The sequence below is a fragment of the Xanthomonas sp. SI genome, from assembly GCF_014236855.1.
Classification (GTDB): domain Bacteria; phylum Pseudomonadota; class Gammaproteobacteria; order Xanthomonadales; family Xanthomonadaceae; genus Xanthomonas_A.
Genome location: NZ_CP051261.1, coordinates 4,454,689 through 4,470,538, shown reverse-complemented (window position 1 = coordinate 4,470,538; position 15,850 = coordinate 4,454,689). Strand labels below are relative to the sequence as shown.

Below are 15,850 nucleotides of genomic sequence, written 5' to 3'. Positions count from 1 at the left end.
GCCATGGCGGACGTTTGCGCAAAGTCAGTGCCGCGTGTTCGGTCGCGCCCCGGCGGCGCGGTTCAGATCGCCGGCGTACGCGGGCGCAGGCGGGTGCCGCCGGACACCAGTTGCCGCGGCATCGGCAGGCGCACGAACGCGTGCGGGAACGGATGCGCCACTTCGCTGACCGCATCCAGCCGCTGCAACTGCGCCGCGTCCAGCTGCAGTTCCAGCGCGCCCAGGTTGTCGTCCAGCTGCGCCAGGGTGCGCGCGCCGACGATCGGGATCGCGCCGCCGCCCGGTCGCTGCAGCAGCCAGGCCAGCGCCACCTGCGCCGGCGAACGGCCGATCTCGGCGGCGACCTGCTTGACCACGTCGGCGATGTCCAGCGCGCGCTCGGTCAGCATTTCGTGCGCATGCGCGGCATCGCCGCGCTCGGCGCTGGCCTGGCCGTCCGCAGCGCGGCGCTGCACCGCGGCCAGATCCTGGCGGCTGTACTTGCCGGTCAGGATGCCCATGGTCAGCGGCGACCAGGCCAGCACCGCGAGCCCGAGCGCCTCGGCCATCGGCACCAGTTCGGCCTCGACCGTGCGCTGCGCCAGGCTGTATTCGATCTGCAGCGCCACCAGCGGCGACCAGCCGCGCAGGTCGGCCAGGGTCTGCATCCGCGCCACCTGCCAGGCCGGCGTGTCGGAGATGCCGGCGTAGACGATCTTGCCGGCGCGGACCAGGTCGTCGAAGCCACGCATCACTTCCTCCACCGGCGTGGTGTCGTCCCAGATGTGCAGGTACAGCAGGTCCAGGTAGTCGGTGCGCAGCCGCTTCAGGCTGGCCTCCACCGACTGCAGCAGGTTCTTGCGGTGGTTGCCGCCGCCGTTGGGGTCGCCGGGGAAGGGGTTGAGCGTGTACTTGCTGGCGATCACCAGGCGGTCGCGGCGGCCTTCGGCGAACTTGCCGAGCAGGGTCTCGGAACTGCCGTTGGTGTAGGTGTTGGCGGTGTCGATGAAGTTGCCGCCATGGTCGACGTAGCGCGCGAACAGGCGCCCGGCTTCGGCTTCGTCGGCGCCCCAGCCCCAGTCGTTGCCGAAGGTCATGGTGCCCAGCGAGATGGGGCTGACGCGCAGGCCGGAGCGGCCGAGCAGGCGGTAGTGGTCGAGGGACATGGGGAGCTTCCTGGCAAGCGGATCGGACCGCGGGAACGGCAGGATGCGCCGCTCGACCAGGCGGATAAACTGGCATAGTCTGCATCTTCCTTGAAGTTGAGCTTCACAATGGCTGCCAGCCCCCTGCCTGCCGTGGTCGCCTTCGCCCGCGTCGCCCACCACGCCAGCTTCACCCGCGCCGCCGACGAACTCGGCGTCTCGGCCTCGGCCCTGTCGCAGACGGTGCGCACGCTGGAAGCGCAACTGGGCGTGCGCCTGCTGCACCGGACCACGCGCCGGGTGGCGCTGAGCGAACACGGCGCGCGCTTCCTGGAAAGGGTGAAACCGGGCCTGGCGCAGATCGAGGCGGCGTTCCTGGACCTGGACACGGTGCGCGAACGCCCGGCCGGGCGCCTGCGCATCACCCTGCCGCGGGTGGTCGCCGACCAACTGGTGATGCCGTGGCTGCCGTCGTTCCTGGCGCGCTATCCGCAGATCGAAGTGGAGTTGTGCGTGGACCCGGCGCTGGTGGACGTGGTGGCCGAGGGCTTCGATGCCGGCATCCGCCTGGGCGAATGCCTGGCGCGCGACATGATCGCGGTGCCGCTGGGGCCGATGCAGCGCCAGGTGATCTGCGCGGCACCGGGCTATTTCCGGCGCCATCCGCCGCCGCAGACGCCGGCCGACCTGATCGAACACGACTGCATCGTGCACCGCATGAGCAATGGCCGGCGCATGGCCTGGGAATTCACTCGCGACGGCCGCGATTTCGAAGTGGAGGTGACCGGCACCCTGGTGTTCAACGACAGCGGCCTGACCCATGCCGCCGCGCTGGCAGGGCTGGGCCTGGCGCAGGGCTTCGAATCGGTGGTCGCCGCCGATGTCGCCGCCGGCCACCTGCTGCGCGTGCTCGACGACTGGCAGCAACCCTTCGCCGGCTTCTATCTGTACTACCCGGCGCGCGAACACCTGGCGCCGAAACTGCGCGTGTTCATCGACCATCTGCGCGCGGCGAACGCGGCGGCGGAGTAGCCGCCGCGTCCGTTCGTGTTCGGCGCCGCCAGCGGTCGCGCAAGCGCGCAACCGGCGTCGCCAACATGGCGGTGGCGACGCCGTGCGCGGCTCAGCCCTTCAGCTTGACCGCGTATTCGGCCACGCGCTTGCCGAGCAGCCGGCCGGTTTCCAGGTCGCCGGCGCGCGGCGCTTCCTCCGGCGAGGCGTCCGACGGCGAGATCGCCAGCGCGCCGCCCGAGCCGGCGGTCCAGTTGGTGTCGGCCGGGCCATGGGCCTTGGTGTTGGCCGGCAGCAGGCCGGTGCCGACCCAGATCTGCCCGTGCTGCTGTGACAGCGTCCAGAAGTATTCGATGGTGGAGAACTTGTCGCCGTTGACCGACGCGGAGTTGGTGAAGCCGGCGGCGATCTTGTCCTTCCACGCCTGCGAGAACCACGGCTTGGAACTGGCGTCGGCGAACTTCTTGAACTGCCAGGCCGGGCCGCCCATGTAGGTCGGGCTGCCGTAGACGATCGCATCGGCCTGGCCGATGGCGTCCCAGGCGCTCTCCGGCAGGTTGCCGTCCTCATCGATGCGGTACAGCGTGGCTTCGCCGACGCTGGCGGCGCCGGCGTGCACCGCCTCGGCCTGCTTGACGGTGTGGCCGTAGCCGCTGAAATAGACGATCGCGATCTTGCTCATGGGCGAACTCCTGAAAGGAAGGGGGGATGAAGCGCAGGCATTGTGCGCATGAGCCGCCGCTTCGATCAGCGCCACGTGCAGGATGTTGTGTCCGAGCAATGGCCGCGGCGCGCCGACCGGCCGCGGCTCAGGGCGTCACGGTGGCGTGCATCTCGCGTTCGATGCCGACCTCGACCAGGTAGTCGATGAAGCTGCGCACCTTCGGCGCCAGGTGGCTGCGGCTGGCATAGACCGCATAGACGCCGATCGGGGCGAGCTGATGGTCGGGCAGCACCCGCACCAGGCGCCCGTCCTCCAGTTCCTTCTGCGCGATGAAATCCGGTTGCAGGACGATGCCCATGCCGGCGACGGCGGCCTCGCGCAATACGTCGCCGCTGTTGGCGCGCAGCCCGCCGCTTACCCGCACCCGGGTCTCGCCGTCGGGGCCCTGCAGGGCGAGTTCGTCGCCGATCGGCGAATAGCTGTAGGTCAGGAATTCGTGGCCGGCGATGTCGGCGGCCAGGCGCGGCGTGCCGGCGCGTTCCAGGTAGGCCGGCGCGGCGCACAGATACGCCTGCACCTCGCCGAGCTTGCGGGCGATCAGGGTCGGGGTGACCTGGCGGGTGATGCGGATCGCCATGTCGTAGCCTTCCTCGACGATGTCCACCATGCGGTCGGACAGCGACAGGTCCAGCGCGACCTGCGGATAGCGCGCGCGGTAGCCGGCCAGCCGCGGCCCCAGCCGGGCGATGCTGAAGCTGAAGGGCGCGTTGATCCGCAGCGTGCCGGACGGAGTCAGCGCCTGCTCGCCGACCGCCGCCTCCATGTCGTCGAACTCGGCCAGCAGCACCTGGCAGCGCTGGTAGTAGGCGGTGCCGACGCTGCTCGGGCTGACCCGGCGCGTGGTGCGGTTGAGCAGGCGCAGGCCCAGTCGCTTCTCCAGCCAGGCCACCTGCCGGGTCACGCTGGCGGTGGACATGCCCAGCGCGTCGGCGGCGGCGTTGAAGCCGTTGCGGTCGACCACGGTGACGAACACGCGCATCGCTTCCAGCGTATCCATTGTTGCCGTTCCCGAAATAGATATCCGATTGCAGGGTAATTTATCTCCCCTCATAGCGGGAATACCCTGTGGATCTGCCGCCATGGCCCTGTGATCCACGGCCACGCGTGCCGGCGGCGCCGGCCCCGGCAACGTCCCGATCGGCCGACGCCGCGCCCCATCCGCCTGGAGAACCTGTCATGCCCCGTCTGCCTTCGCTGTATATCTCGCATGGTTCGCCGATGACCGCGCTGGACCCGGGCCTGGTCGGCGTGCGCCTGGCGGAACTGGCGGCGACGCTGCCGCGTCCGCGCGCGATCGTGGTGGCGTCGGCGCACTGGCTGGGGCGGCGGCCGCTGGTCGGCGCGGCGGCGCAGCCGCAGACCATCCACGACTTCGGCGGTTTCCCGCGCGCGCTGCACGAGATGCAGTACCCGGCGCCGGGCGCGCCGGCGCTGGCGCGCGAGGTCGCCGAACGGCTCGAACGCGCCGGCCTGCAGCCCTACGTGGACGAGCGCCGCGGCCTGGACCATGGCGTGTGGGTGCCGTTGTCGCTGCTGTATCCGCAGGCCGACATCCCGGTGCTGCCGCTGTCGATCCAGCCGGAACTGGGCCCGGCCCACCAGCTGGCGATGGGCCGCGCGCTGGCGCCGCTGCGCGACGACGGCGTGCTGCTGGTCGGCTCGGGCAGCATCACCCACAACCTGCACGACTTCGGCCGCTACGCCGAGGGCAAGGATGCGCCGTACGTGCGTCCGTTCATCGAGTGGGTGGAACAGGCTCTGCTGCGCGAGGATCTGCCGGCCTTGCTCGACTACCGCCGCCAGGCGCCGTTCGCCGAGCGCGCGCATCCGACCGACGAGCACTGGCTGCCGATCTATTTCGCGATGGGTGCCGCCGGCGAGCAGGGCCTGGGCGCGCAGCGCATCGATGCCGGTATCGACGCCGGGATGATTGCGATGGACCTGTACCGGTTCGATGGCGGGGCACTGCGCGCCGCGGCCTGAGTCCGGCGGCAACGTCGCGCCGACGTCCGCCTGAGCGATTCATCGCGGTGAAGGCCAAAACGCATCGCCGTCTCACAGGCTGAGACGGCAAGCGGGCATCGTCCACGGGTGAATACCCTCGAAAAGCTCGCCGTGCTCGCCGATGCGGCCAAATACGACGCCTCCTGCGCCTCCAGCGGTGCGGACAAGCGCCATTCGCTGCGCAGCGGCGGCATCGGCAGCACCGAGGGCATGGGCATCTGCCATTCGTACACGCCCGACGGCCGCTGCGTGTCGCTGCTGAAGATCCTGCTGACCAACTTCTGCGTGTTCGATTGCGCGTACTGCGTCAACCGCGTGTCCAGCAACGTGCGCCGCGCGCGCTTCGCGCCGGCCGAAGTGGTCAAGCTGACCCTGGATTTCTACAAGCGCAATTACATCGAGGGCCTGTTCCTGTCTAGCGGCATCATCCGCAACAGCGACTACACGATGGAGCAGCTGGTGGAAGTGGCGCGGCAGCTGCGCGAGGAGCACCGCTTCGCCGGCTACATCCACCTCAAGACCATTCCCGATGCGGCGCCGGAACTGCTGGCCGCGGCCGGCCGCTACGCCGACCGGCTGAGCATCAATGTCGAACTGCCGACCGAGCAGGGGCTGACCCAGTTGGCGCCGGAAAAGAGCGTCGGCGGTATCCGCGCGGCGATGGGCGAGCTGCGCTGGCGCATCGAGGAAAGCAAGGAGGCGCGCAAGGCCGAGCGCAAGCTCAGCGCCAAGCCGCCGCGTTTCGCACCGGCCGGGCAGAGCACGCAGATGATCGTCGGCGCGGACGGCGCCGACGACCGCGCGATCCTGCGCACCAGCCACAATCTCTACGGCAATTACCGGCTGCGGCGTGTCTACTATTCCGCGTTCAGTCCGATTCCGGATGCATCGTCGAAGTTGCCGCTGCAGGCGCCGCCGTTGCAGCGCGAGCATCGTCTGTACCAGGCCGATTGGCTGCTGCGGTTCTACGATTTCTCGGTGGAGGAGATCGCGCCGGAGGCCGCCAGCGGCATGCTCGATCTGGACGTGGATCCGAAGCTGGCCTGGGCGCTGCGGCATCCTGAGCGGTTTCCGGTGGATCTGAATACGGCGGCGCGGGAGATGTTGTTGCGGGTGCCGGGTCTTGGCACGCGCAATGTGGAGCGGTTGTTATTGTCGCGGCGGCATGCGCGGTTGCGGGTCGGGGATCTGGCGCGGTTGCGGATGCCGATGAAGAAGGTGCTGCCGTTCGTCAGTGTGGTGGATCATCATCCGCGCCAACGGTTGGACGATCCGCAGCGGTTGCGGGCGCAGTTGGCGCCGGCGCCGCGGCAGGGTGGGTTGTTTGATTGACGCTGTGCTGTGGCGCTGTAGTGGCTGGGTTGTTGCGATGATTGCTGCTTCTGCAACTGCAACTGCAACCGCAGAGGCAACGGCAGTTGCGGAAGCAAGATCAAGAGCAAGAGCTTTCGCGCCGGTCGGCGCGAGTCACTTTTGTCTTGGCAAAAGTAACCAAAACCGCTCCCGCCCGACACGAGCCGGTGCGATACAGCCGCACCGGTGCCCTGCGCTCCTCGCGACGAGCGGCACGGCGCCCAAACTCGCTTCGCTCAAACAAGGGCGCCTCTTCGGCCGCTCGCCGCTGCGGTGCTCGGCTCGCTTTAAGGCGGGAAGGTTTAACAGCAAGATCGCCGGCAACAGCAACAGCAATAGCAATAGCAATAGCAAAGGCAACAACAACTGCAACTGCAACGGTCGTTGCTTTGGTGATGGTGGCGCTGGTGGCTGTTGGGTTGGTGTTGGTGGGGTGATGCGAGGGTTGAACTGTGTTTCGGGCTGAGGTGGTGCCGGCGTGGTGTCTGGAGGCGTGGCGGGCGGCGGCGCGGGCGGCGTGGTGTGCGCAGGTGGTGCCGGAGTTATTGGTCTGGGAAGGGGATGCGCAGGGCGGGTTGCTGGCCGGGACCGATGTGGCTGCATTGCCGGCGACGGTGGCGGCGCCGCGGGTGTCCGCGGAGTTCCTGGCGTTGGCGGGGGCGGTGCTGTGCCATCGCGATCCGCAGCGGCATGCGTTGCTGTATCGGTTGTTGTGGCGGATCGCGTCGGGCGAGCGGGCGCTGTTGCAGCGGGTCACCGATGCCGATGTGCATCGGGCGCAGCAGTGGGCGCAGGCGGTGCGCCGCGATAGCCACAAGATGAAGGCGTTCGTGCGCTTCCGCGAGGTGCCCGGCGAGGAGGAGGCGTTCGTCGCCTGGTTCGAGCCGGAACATCACATCGTCGATCGCATCGCGCCGTTCTTCGCGCGCCGTTTCGCCGGCATGCGCTGGGCGATCCTGACCCCGTATCGCAGTGTGCGCTGGGATGGTGCGGTGCTGCAGTTCGGCGCCGGCGCGCAGCGCGCCGATGCGCCGGCCGACGATGCGCAGGATGCGTTGTGGCGCACCTACTACGCGAACATCTTCAATCCGGCACGGCTCAACCCGGACATGATGCGCCAGGAGATGCCGCAGAAGTACTGGAAGAACCTGCCGGAGACGCAGTTGCTGCCGGGCCTGATCCGCGATGCCGGGCAGCGCGTGCGCGAGATGGCCGAGCGCGCGCCGGAGTCGGTGCGGCGGCGTATTCCCGCGCCGTCGCCGTCGCCGTCGCCGTCGCCGGTCGCGGTCGATGCCGATGCCGATGGCAGTCTCGATGCGCTGCGCGCCGCGGCGCGCGAGTGTCGGCGTTGCGAACTCTGGCAACCGGCCACGCAGACCGTGTTCGGCGAGGGGCCGCACGATGCGGCGGTGATGGTGGTGGGCGAGCAGCCCGGCGACGAGGAGGATCTGAGCGGGCGGCCGTTCGTCGGTCCGGCTGGGCGCCTGTTCGATCGCGCGCTGCATGAACTCGGCATCGCCCGCGCCGGGCTGTACGTGACCAATGCGGTCAAGCATTTCCGCTTCGAGCAACGCGGCAAGGCGCGGCTGCATCGCAATCCCGAACGTGCGCAGGTGGAAGCCTGCCGCTTCTGGCTGGCCGGCGAGCTGGCGCGGGTGCGCCCGCGCATCGTGCTGTGCCTGGGCGCGACCGCGGCGCGCGCGGTGCTGGGCAACGGCTTTGCGCTGATGGCGCAGCGTGGGCAATGGCAGGCGCTGGCCGATGGCACCCGTGCGCTGGCCACCGTGCATCCGTCATGGGTGCTGCGCCAGCACGGCAGCGATGCGGCCGATGCCGCCTATCGAGGCTTCGTGCACGACTTGCGCGTTCTGGCGGAGCAGATGCAGGCGTCGCGCGGCGCCAGTGCCGGCGACTGATTGCCTGTGCGAGTTCGCCCGCCGTTGGAGTGGGCAAGCCGCGCCGTTTGTTGCCGGTCGAACGTACGGCACAAAAACGAGGACGGCCGTAGCCGTCCCCGCGATGCCAATGCACTCCCCGAGGGGTGCTTACGGCATCAAAACCTTGTCCACGACATGGATCACGCCATTGCTCTGCATCACGTCGGCGGTGGTGACATGGGCGGTATTGCCCTTGCTGTCGGTGAGGGTGACCTTGCCGCCGCGGGTCTTGGCGACCAGCGTTTCGCCCTGCACCGTGGTCAGCTTGGCGCTGCCGCCGCCGGCCTTGATCTGCGCCAGCAGCGTCGTCGCATCGAGCTTGCCGGCGACCACGTGATAGGTCAGGACCTGGGTCAGCTTTTCCTTGTTTTCGGGTTTGAGCAGCGTGTCCACGGTGCCCGCCGGCAGTGCGGCGAAGGCGGCGTTGGTCGGTGCGAACACGGTGAACGGGCCCGCGCCCTTCAGCGTGTCCACCAGGCCGGCGGCCTTGACCGCGGCGACCAGGGTGGTGTGATCCTTGGAGTTGACCGCGTTGTCGATGATGTCCTTGGTCGCGTACATCGGGGCGCCGCCGACCATCGGATTCGGCTTGGCCTCGGTCATCGCGGCGTGGTCGTGCATCGCGGTTTGGCCGGTCGCGGCCATGGCGGGCATCGCGACGAGGCCAGCGAGGGCGAGGGCCAGCAAGTGGATCTTCATGGGTTGCTCCTTGAGGGAATGCCCGGCCAGTCGACCGAGCACAGGCTTTACGGCGATTGCGCTGGCGCGGTTGCATCACGCGACCCAGATAATGATGAATGGGCGTCGCGGGCAAGGATCGCCACACGCGCTACGGGCCTTTTTCCCGGCAAGCGCGCCTGTGCAGAGCAGCGCAAACGCTGCAGTCATTAAAGCCGCGCTCCGCGGCGACTCGTGCGCCATGCCCGTAATGCATGTGTTGCGTCGTTGTGTACTCACGCAGGCAATGCCGCCGCCAATGTAGGCGGCGCCGGACGGGCAAAGCGTCGTTGGTCAGCGCCGCTGCAGCACGTAGCTGTTCTCGAACCCATGCGCGCAGCCCAGCACATGGAAGTCGTTGAAGTAGCCGGTGGCCCTGAGCAGGTCGACCGCGGGACCGACTTCCGGCGAATGCTGGTGGTCGCCGTAGTCGTCGAACACCACGAACCCGCCGGTCACCACGCTGGGCGCATACAGCAGGAAATCCAGCAGCACGTTGCGCCCGGTGTGGCCGCCGTCGATATGCAGCAATGCCACTTCGGGTTTCATGTTGTAAAAGTGCTGGGCGCAGAACTCCGAGTAGCCGCGGATGAACTGCGCATTGGGCAGCAGCAGCTGGCGGTAGTGGTTGAATTCCTCGAACTGGTTCGGCAAGGCGAACGGGTCCATGCCGATCACCCGGCGCTGGCGATTGCTGATTTCGTTCATCAGTACCAGCGATTTGCCCTTCCACACGCCGATCTCCACCAGGTCGCCGGGGATGCCCTCCAGCAGCAGGCACAGATACCCCAACAGCCGCACGTGATCGTGGAACGACAGTTCGCGCCGCGACATCGCGTGCTCGGCCGGCAGGCTCGCCTTGGCCTGCTCGAAATGCGCGCCGATCAGGTTCCAGACCTGGGTGACGTTGTCGCTCACCGCCTGGTCGTCGATGAAACGGTTGAGTTCTTGGATGCTGAGCATGGAGTCTCCGACGGCGGCACGCTGGGGTTCGGGTCTGCGTGCGGATCGCTTCGATGGTAGCGCGTGCCGCGCTGCGGCGCCGGATCGCGCAGGTTTGCCCGCCACCCGGGCGTAGCGCTCGCGCGGTTCCGGGCCGCCGCCTAAATGCCGCGCGCGGCTGCCACTGGACATCGCGCCTGCGGTGCGCTTTGCTTGCCGCTTCCCCCATTCATGGTGCGCGCCTGGCGCGGCGCCGCCGTCCGGACGAGCATGCATTCGATCGAAGTGGTGTTGGCGATGTTGCTGGCGGTGGTGGCCAGCGGCTATCTGGTGCGCGTGCTGCCGTTCTCGCTGCCGTTGCCGCTGGTGCAGATCGGTCTGGGTGCGGTCATCGCCGGGGTGTTCAAGAAGGGCTACGCGCTGGAGCCGGAGCTGTTCTTCCTGCTGTTCCTGCCGCCGCTGCTGTTCCTGGACGGTTGGCGCATCCCCAAGCAGGGCCTGTTCCGCGACAAGGGCGCGATCCTGGAACTGGCGCTGGGGCTGGTGGTGTTCACCGTGGTCGGCGCCGGCTTCCTGATCCACTGGATGATCCCGGCGATGCCGCTGGCGGTGGCGTTCGCGCTGGCCGCGGTGGTGTCGCCGACCGATCCGATCGCGGTGTCCTCGATCGCGGCGCGGGCGCCGATCCCGAAGCGGCTGATGCACATCCTGGAGGGCGAATCGCTGCTCAACGATGCGTCGGGCCTGGTCTGCTTCCAGTTCGCGGTGGCCGCGGCGATGACCGGCACGTTCTCGCTGGCCGACGCTTCGCTGACCTTCCTGTGGGTGTCCCTGGTCGGCGTCGCCGCCGGTGTCGGTGTGACCCTGGGCGCGAGCCTGGCGCAGCGCTGGATCTGGCGCCAGGTCGGCGAGGAACCCGGCGCGGCGATCCTGGTCAACCTGCTGCTGCCGTTCGCCGCCTACCTGCTGGCCGAGGCGATCAACGCCTCCGGCATCCTCGCCGCGGTCGCCGCCGGCATCAGCATGAGCTACGTGGAACTGAGCGGCCGCGCCCCGGGCAGCATGCGCGTGCAGCGCTCGGCGGTGTGGGACATGGTCCAGTTCACCCTCAACGGCATCATGTTCGTGCTGCTCGGCGAGCAGTTGCCGGGGATCGTGCAGGGCGCGGTGCACAACATCGACGAAGCCGGGCATCTCAATCCGTGGTGGCTGCTGGCCTATGCGCTGGCGATCTATGTCGGCCTGCTGTTGCTGCGCTTCGTGTGGGTGTGGCTATCGCTGCGCTGGAACCTGCTCAAGGCGCGGCGCCGCGGTGAGGCGCATCTCAGTCCGCCGTGGCGGATCGTGGTGGCGGCCTCGCTGGCCGGCGTGCGTGGTGCGATCACCCTGGCCGGCGTGCTGACCCTGCCGCTGCTGCTGCCCACCGGCGCCGCGTTCCCGGCGCGCGACCTGGTGATCTTCCTGGCCAGCGCGGTGATCGTCACCTCGCTGCTGGTCGCCAGCGTGGCGCTGCCGCGGCTGCTGCGCGGCCTGGAACTGCCGGAGGAACCCAGCGACCGCCTGGAGGAGGACCTGGCCCGGCGCGAATCCTCGCGCGCGGCACTGGTGGCGGTGGAGAAGCTGCGCCAGCGGCTGGTCCACGACAGCGAACATGCCGATCTCTACAACGAGGCGGCGATCCGGGTCAGCGCCCTGTACCAGCGCCACCTCGACCACGGCGAGGCGATGGAGAGCGATCCGGAAGAGGCGCGGCGGCTGGACGACGTGCTGCGCCAGCTGCGCCACGCCGGCCTGCAGGCCGAACGCCAGGAACTGTTCAAGCTGACCCGCCAGCGCAGGATCTCCGACGAGATCGCGCGCCGGCTGATCCGCAATCTGGATCTGCTGGAGGCGCGGCGGAAAAATTGAAAGCCGGGATTGGGAATTCGGGATTGGGGATTTGAGGAGCGCCGCGCTGGATGCCGGCCCGGCCGGCGGACGCTGGAGCTTGCCATGTCCGTGACGTCGTTGCTGCTAGGCTTTTCCAATCCCGAATCCCCATTCCCGAATCCCGGCCTCACCACTATCCCGCATGCGGGAGACTGCTTCCGCCTAACGCGGTTTATCTGAGCGTAGCGGACCTCTACCCTGTCGGCGCTCGCAGTGCCCGACCGCTGCGCAAGGAGTTCGTGTGTCGCCGATCATTTCCATCCAGCAGCTCACCAAGACCTACGCCGGCGGTTTTCAGGCGCTGAAAGGCATCGACCTGGACATCCAGCGCGGCGAGATCTTCGCTCTGCTCGGGCCCAACGGCGCCGGCAAGACCACGCTGATCAGCGTGGTCTGCGGCCTGGTCAATCCCAGCTCCGGCACCGTGCTGGCCGACGGCCACGACATCGTCCGCGACTACCGCGCCGCGCGCGCCAAGATCGGCCTGGTGCCGCAGGAACTGGCCACCGATGCGTTCGAGACGGTGTGGGCGACGGTGCGCTTCAGCCGCGGCCTGTTCGGCAAGCCGAAGAATCCCGCCTACCTGGAGCAGGTGCTGCGCGAGCTGTCGCTGTGGGACAAGCGCGACAGCAAGATCTCCACCCTGTCCGGCGGCATGAAGCGGCGCGTGCTGATCGCCAAGGCGCTGGCGCACGAGCCGAGCATCCTGTTCCTGGACGAACCCACCGCCGGCGTGGACGTGGAGCTGCGCCACGACATGTGGCAGATGGTGCGGCGCCTGCGCGAGCAGGGCACCACCATCATCCTGACCACGCACTACATCGAGGAAGCCGAGGACATGGCCGACCGGGTCGGGGTGATCAACCGCGGCGAGCTGGTGCTGGTGGAGGACAAGCGCACGCTGATGCGCAAGCTCGGCAAGAAGCAGCTGGCGCTGACCCTGCAGGCGCCGCTGCCGGCGCTGCCCGCGGCGCTGGCCGCGCAGCCGCTGGAACTGTCCGCCGACGGCGCCGTGCTGACCTACACCTACGACGTGCAGGCCGAGCAGACCGGCATCGGCAGCCTGCTGCGGCAGCTGGAGGAGCAAGGCGTGGAGATCAAGGACCTGCATTCCAGCGAAAGCTCGCTGGAGGAGATCTTCGTCAACCTGGTGCGCCCGGCCGCCGGCCGCACGGAGGCGCGCGCATGAACCTGCATGCGATCGCCGCGATCTACCGTTTCGAGATGGCGCGTACTTTCCGCACGCTCACCCAGTCGATCGCCTCGCCGGTACTGTCGACCTCGCTGTACTTCGTGGTGTTCGGCGCGGCGATCGGCTCGCGCATGGGCGCCATCGACGGCATCAGCTACGGCGCCTACATCATCCCCGGGCTGGTGATGCTGTCGCTGCTCAACGAGAGCGTGTCCAACGCCTCGTTCGGCATCTATATGCCGCGCTGGGCCGGCACCATCTACGAGGTGCTGTCGGCGCCGGTGGCGTGGTGGGAGGTGGTGATCGGCTATGTCGGCGCGGCGGCGAGCAAGTCGGTGCTGCTGGGCCTGCTGATCCTGCTCACCGCGCGCGCGTTCGTGCCCTACGAGATCGCGCATCCGCTGTGGATGTTCGGCTTCCTGGTGCTGACCGCGCTGACCTTCAGCCTGTTCGGTTTCATCATCGGCATCTGGGCCGACGGCTTCGAGAAGCTGCAGGTGATCCCGCTGATGGTGGTGACCCCGCTGACCTTCCTCGGCGGCAGCTTCTACTCGATCAGCATGCTGCCGCCGCTGTGGCAGAAGATCAGCTGGTTCAACCCGGTGGTGTACCTGGTCAGCGGCTTCCGCTGGGCGTTCTTCGGCAAGGCCGACGTGCACATCGCGGTCAGTGCGAGCATGACCGCGGTGTTCCTGGCGCTGTGCCTGCTCGTGGTCTGGGCGATCTTCCGCAGCGGTTACCGGCTCAAGTCCTGAGCCGGCGCCGATCGCGCGTTGCCGCCGCGACGCTTGTGCGCGGGCCGCCGCCGCGATCCGGCGCGGTGCAGAGGCAACGCGAGGACGGATCTGGCCACTGCCGGGGCCGAAGTCCCACGTGACATCGCACCAGCAAGCCAGCCGCAGCCCCGTGTAGGAGCGGCTTCAGCCGCGACAGAACAGGTCGGTGACGACGCTCCGGCCTGCTGCGCAGGCGCACGCGATGCGCCTGCCCGACCGCATCCACACGAGCCGCGGCACACGGCAGGGGGTCAGACCACGACCACCCTGAGCGCATCGATCGCCAACGCGGACAGCTGCCATCGCACGTTGTCGCGCGCTCGCCGCGCCTGGACGGTCAATTGGTCTCGAGGTAGTACGCCTCGACGGCGCCCTTGATCTTCATCGTCATCGGATTGCCGCGGCGGTCGCGCGCCTTGCCGACCTGCACGCGGATCCAGCCTTCGCTGAGCGAATACTCCTCCACGTTGTCGCGCTCCACACCGTTGAAGCGGATGCCGACGCCGCGCGCCAGCGCCTCTGCGTCGTGGAACGGGCTCTGCGGGCTGATCGCCAGGTGATCGGGAGGGGTATCGCTCATCGTCGTGGGTTCGCTTGGCGGCGGGTGGCGCCGTCTTCCGGGGGCGAAGGATAAACGCCTGCGGCGCCGCTGCCGAGTTTCGCCGCGCTTCCGTCGCCGCGCCCGGCGCGTCACACTGCGCGTCCCGCACTGCCCGATCCGCCGCCATGCCCGACAACAGCGCCGACTACGAAGACCCCGACGACCTCAGCGGCGACGCGGACGACGACGATCCGGATACCCAGCAGGGGCTGATCTGGAACCTGCTGCTGCTGATCAATCCCGGCGACGACGAGACCGCGCTGCGCCAGTTCAACGCTTACCGCGAGGCGGCGGGCGAAGGGGAGAGCGACGGCGACGGCTGGCTGTGGACGCTGAAGGACGCCATCGACTGGACCTCCGGTTTCTACGTGGACGGCGGCGACAGCGAAGCGCTGATCGGCGCGATCAACGAACTGGCCGCGCGCTGGAACCTGCGCCTGGACTGGGGTGGCGACATCGACGACGAGGACTTCCTCGGCGCCCACGACACCGCCTCACTGCTGGCGGTGGCCTACGACCGCCTGCGCGAATACGGCTACAGCATCTGGTGCTGGGACACCGGCAACGACGACCGCGCCGGCTGGATGGCGCTCAGCCGCGACGACGAGGACATGCAGCGCCTGGCCGCGATCCTGGGCATCGACCTGCGCCCGGGCAGCGACCCGTTCTAGGCGTGCTCCGTCGGGCGAGTGGGGAATGAAGTCCCTCCCACCGTGCACCCAGCAGTTTGCCGCAAGCTCCCTGTAGGAGCGGCTTCAGCCGCGACGAACGGAGCCCGGAACTACACCGGCTTCGGCGGGTGTCCGGGCTGAAGCCCTACAGCGCACCAGCCAAGCATCCGAAGCAGTGCACCAGCGAGCATCCGCAGCTCCCTGTGGGAGCGACTTCAGTCGCGACGAGCGAAGCGGTGGATTTTCCGGTTTGGGATGCAGTCGGGACTGAAGTCCCTCCCACAGTGCCCCCAGCCAGCTTGCCGCCAGCTCTTGTAGGAGCGGCTTCAGCCGCGACAATGGAGCCCGGAACTGCACTGCTTTTTCGGCGAATGTCGGGGCTGAATCCCCTCCTGCAGCACACCAGCCAGGCATCCGAAGCAGTGCACCAGCAAGCATCCGCAGCTCCCTGTGGGAGCGACTTCAGTCGCGACGAGCGAAGCCGCGAGCCGCAACCGCGCCGGCCGCTGCCGGAAGCGACGCCCCAACGCATCCGCAAGCCCGCGCCACAGCCATGCGCCGTACTCCAATGCCGCAATAAATATTCAATCGACCTCGCCGCGCGCCTGCGCGCGGGCCTGGCGGATCAGCGCCTTCATCAGGGCGCGATCGGTGTGCCGGGACACCGGCACCGCGCCGAGCCGGATCGCTTCGTCGCGCAAGGCGGCGGGCACGTCGTAGTGCGCACCGCTGAGCTTGTTCTGGAAGGCGCGGCGGGGAATGCCCAGCCGCGCCGCCATCGCATGCAGTTCGTCCAGCGTATCGGCAAGCAGGTGTCCCCAGCGCTGGCCGCGCCAGGGATGCACCGCATCGTCGATGTAGACCGCCAT

Annotated in this window: 15 protein-coding genes; 8 read left to right on the top strand and 7 right to left on the bottom strand. The window is 68.5% G+C overall.

Annotated features, from left to right (window positions below):
• Positions 1 to 62 precede the first annotated feature (62 nt).
• Positions 63 to 1,145 carry an aldo/keto reductase gene (locus tag HEP75_RS18945; protein WP_185821160.1) on the bottom strand — a complete coding sequence of 361 codons (1,083 nt, stop codon included), beginning with the start codon at positions 1,143 to 1,145 and terminating at the stop codon, positions 63 to 65.
• Positions 1,146 to 1,253: 108 nt separating this feature from the next.
• On the opposite strand from HEP75_RS18945, the gene HEP75_RS18940 reads away from it, so the two are divergent.
• Positions 1,254 to 2,156 (top strand): LysR family transcriptional regulator, encoded by a 903-nt coding sequence (locus HEP75_RS18940; RefSeq protein ID WP_185824543.1) that lies wholly within the window; start codon positions 1,254 to 1,256, stop codon positions 2,154 to 2,156.
• A 91-nt stretch (positions 2,157 to 2,247) separates the two neighbouring features.
• Here HEP75_RS18940 and HEP75_RS18935 read toward each other — a convergent pair whose 3' ends face one another.
• Both HEP75_RS18935 and HEP75_RS18930 read right to left on the bottom strand, forming a co-directional pair.
• Positions 2,248 to 2,817 (bottom strand): flavodoxin family protein, encoded by a 570-nt coding sequence (locus HEP75_RS18935; RefSeq protein WP_185824542.1) that lies wholly within the window; start codon positions 2,815 to 2,817, stop codon positions 2,248 to 2,250.
• Positions 2,818 to 2,944: 127 nt separating this feature from the next.
• Positions 2,945 to 3,856 (bottom strand): LysR family transcriptional regulator, encoded by a 912-nt coding sequence (locus HEP75_RS18930; protein WP_185824541.1) that lies wholly within the window; start codon positions 3,854 to 3,856, stop codon positions 2,945 to 2,947.
• 179 nt (positions 3,857 to 4,035) lie between these two features.
• On the opposite strand from HEP75_RS18930, the gene HEP75_RS18925 reads away from it, so the two are divergent.
• From HEP75_RS18925 to HEP75_RS18915, 3 genes are all read left to right on the top strand, one after another.
• On the top strand, positions 4,036 to 4,842 hold the full coding sequence (locus tag HEP75_RS18925) for a class III extradiol ring-cleavage dioxygenase (RefSeq protein ID WP_185824540.1): 807 nt from the start codon (positions 4,036 to 4,038) through the stop codon (positions 4,840 to 4,842).
• Positions 4,843 to 4,950: 108 nt separating this feature from the next.
• Positions 4,951 to 6,195, top strand: coding sequence for a putative DNA modification/repair radical SAM protein (locus tag HEP75_RS18920; protein ID WP_179568856.1), 1,245 nt, complete (start codon positions 4,951 to 4,953; stop codon positions 6,193 to 6,195).
• A gap of 473 nt (positions 6,196 to 6,668) precedes the next feature.
• Positions 6,669 to 8,132 (top strand): UdgX family uracil-DNA binding protein, encoded by a 1,464-nt coding sequence (locus HEP75_RS18915; protein WP_185824539.1) that lies wholly within the window; start codon positions 6,669 to 6,671, stop codon positions 8,130 to 8,132.
• A 129-nt stretch (positions 8,133 to 8,261) separates the two neighbouring features.
• Here the strand turns inward: HEP75_RS18915 and HEP75_RS18910 are convergent, their stop codons facing one another.
• Positions 8,262 to 8,852, bottom strand: coding sequence for a fasciclin domain-containing protein (locus HEP75_RS18910; RefSeq protein ID WP_185824538.1), 591 nt, complete (start codon positions 8,850 to 8,852; stop codon positions 8,262 to 8,264).
• A 312-nt stretch (positions 8,853 to 9,164) separates the two neighbouring features.
• The gene (locus tag HEP75_RS18905; RefSeq protein ID WP_185824537.1) at positions 9,165 to 9,833 is read right to left on the bottom strand and encodes a class I SAM-dependent methyltransferase; all 669 of its coding nucleotides are present in this window, start codon (positions 9,831 to 9,833) and stop codon (positions 9,165 to 9,167) included.
• Positions 9,834 to 10,082: 249 nt separating this feature from the next.
• Here HEP75_RS18905 and HEP75_RS18900 point away from each other — a divergent pair, with 249 nt between their 5' ends.
• The 3 genes from HEP75_RS18900 to HEP75_RS18890 all read left to right on the top strand — a co-directional run bounded on the left by HEP75_RS18900 (position 10,083) and on the right by HEP75_RS18890 (position 13,688).
• Positions 10,083 to 11,720, top strand: coding sequence for a Na+/H+ antiporter (locus HEP75_RS18900; protein ID WP_185824536.1), 1,638 nt, complete (start codon positions 10,083 to 10,085; stop codon positions 11,718 to 11,720).
• Positions 11,721 to 11,982: 262 nt separating this feature from the next.
• The gene (locus tag HEP75_RS18895; RefSeq protein WP_185824535.1) at positions 11,983 to 12,930 is read left to right on the top strand and encodes an ABC transporter ATP-binding protein; all 948 of its coding nucleotides are present in this window, start codon (positions 11,983 to 11,985) and stop codon (positions 12,928 to 12,930) included.
• Positions 12,927 to 13,688, top strand: coding sequence for an ABC transporter permease (locus HEP75_RS18890; protein ID WP_185814100.1), 762 nt, complete (start codon positions 12,927 to 12,929; stop codon positions 13,686 to 13,688). The genes HEP75_RS18895 and HEP75_RS18890 overlap by 4 nt, the downstream gene beginning before the upstream one ends.
• 358 nt (positions 13,689 to 14,046) lie before the next feature.
• Here HEP75_RS18890 and HEP75_RS18885 read toward each other — a convergent pair whose 3' ends face one another.
• On the bottom strand, positions 14,047 to 14,289 hold the full coding sequence (locus tag HEP75_RS18885; RefSeq protein WP_185824534.1) for a DUF3297 family protein: 243 nt from the start codon (positions 14,287 to 14,289) through the stop codon (positions 14,047 to 14,049).
• A gap of 146 nt (positions 14,290 to 14,435) precedes the next feature.
• Here HEP75_RS18885 and HEP75_RS18880 point away from each other — a divergent pair, with 146 nt between their 5' ends.
• Positions 14,436 to 14,981, top strand: coding sequence for a hypothetical protein (locus HEP75_RS18880; RefSeq protein ID WP_185814097.1), 546 nt, complete (start codon positions 14,436 to 14,438; stop codon positions 14,979 to 14,981).
• Between the two features lie 584 nt (positions 14,982 to 15,565).
• Here HEP75_RS18880 and HEP75_RS18875 read toward each other — a convergent pair.
• Positions 15,566 to 15,850, bottom strand: a complete 285-nt coding sequence (locus HEP75_RS18875) for a DUF4031 domain-containing protein (RefSeq protein ID WP_185824533.1) — start codon at positions 15,848 to 15,850, stop codon at positions 15,566 to 15,568.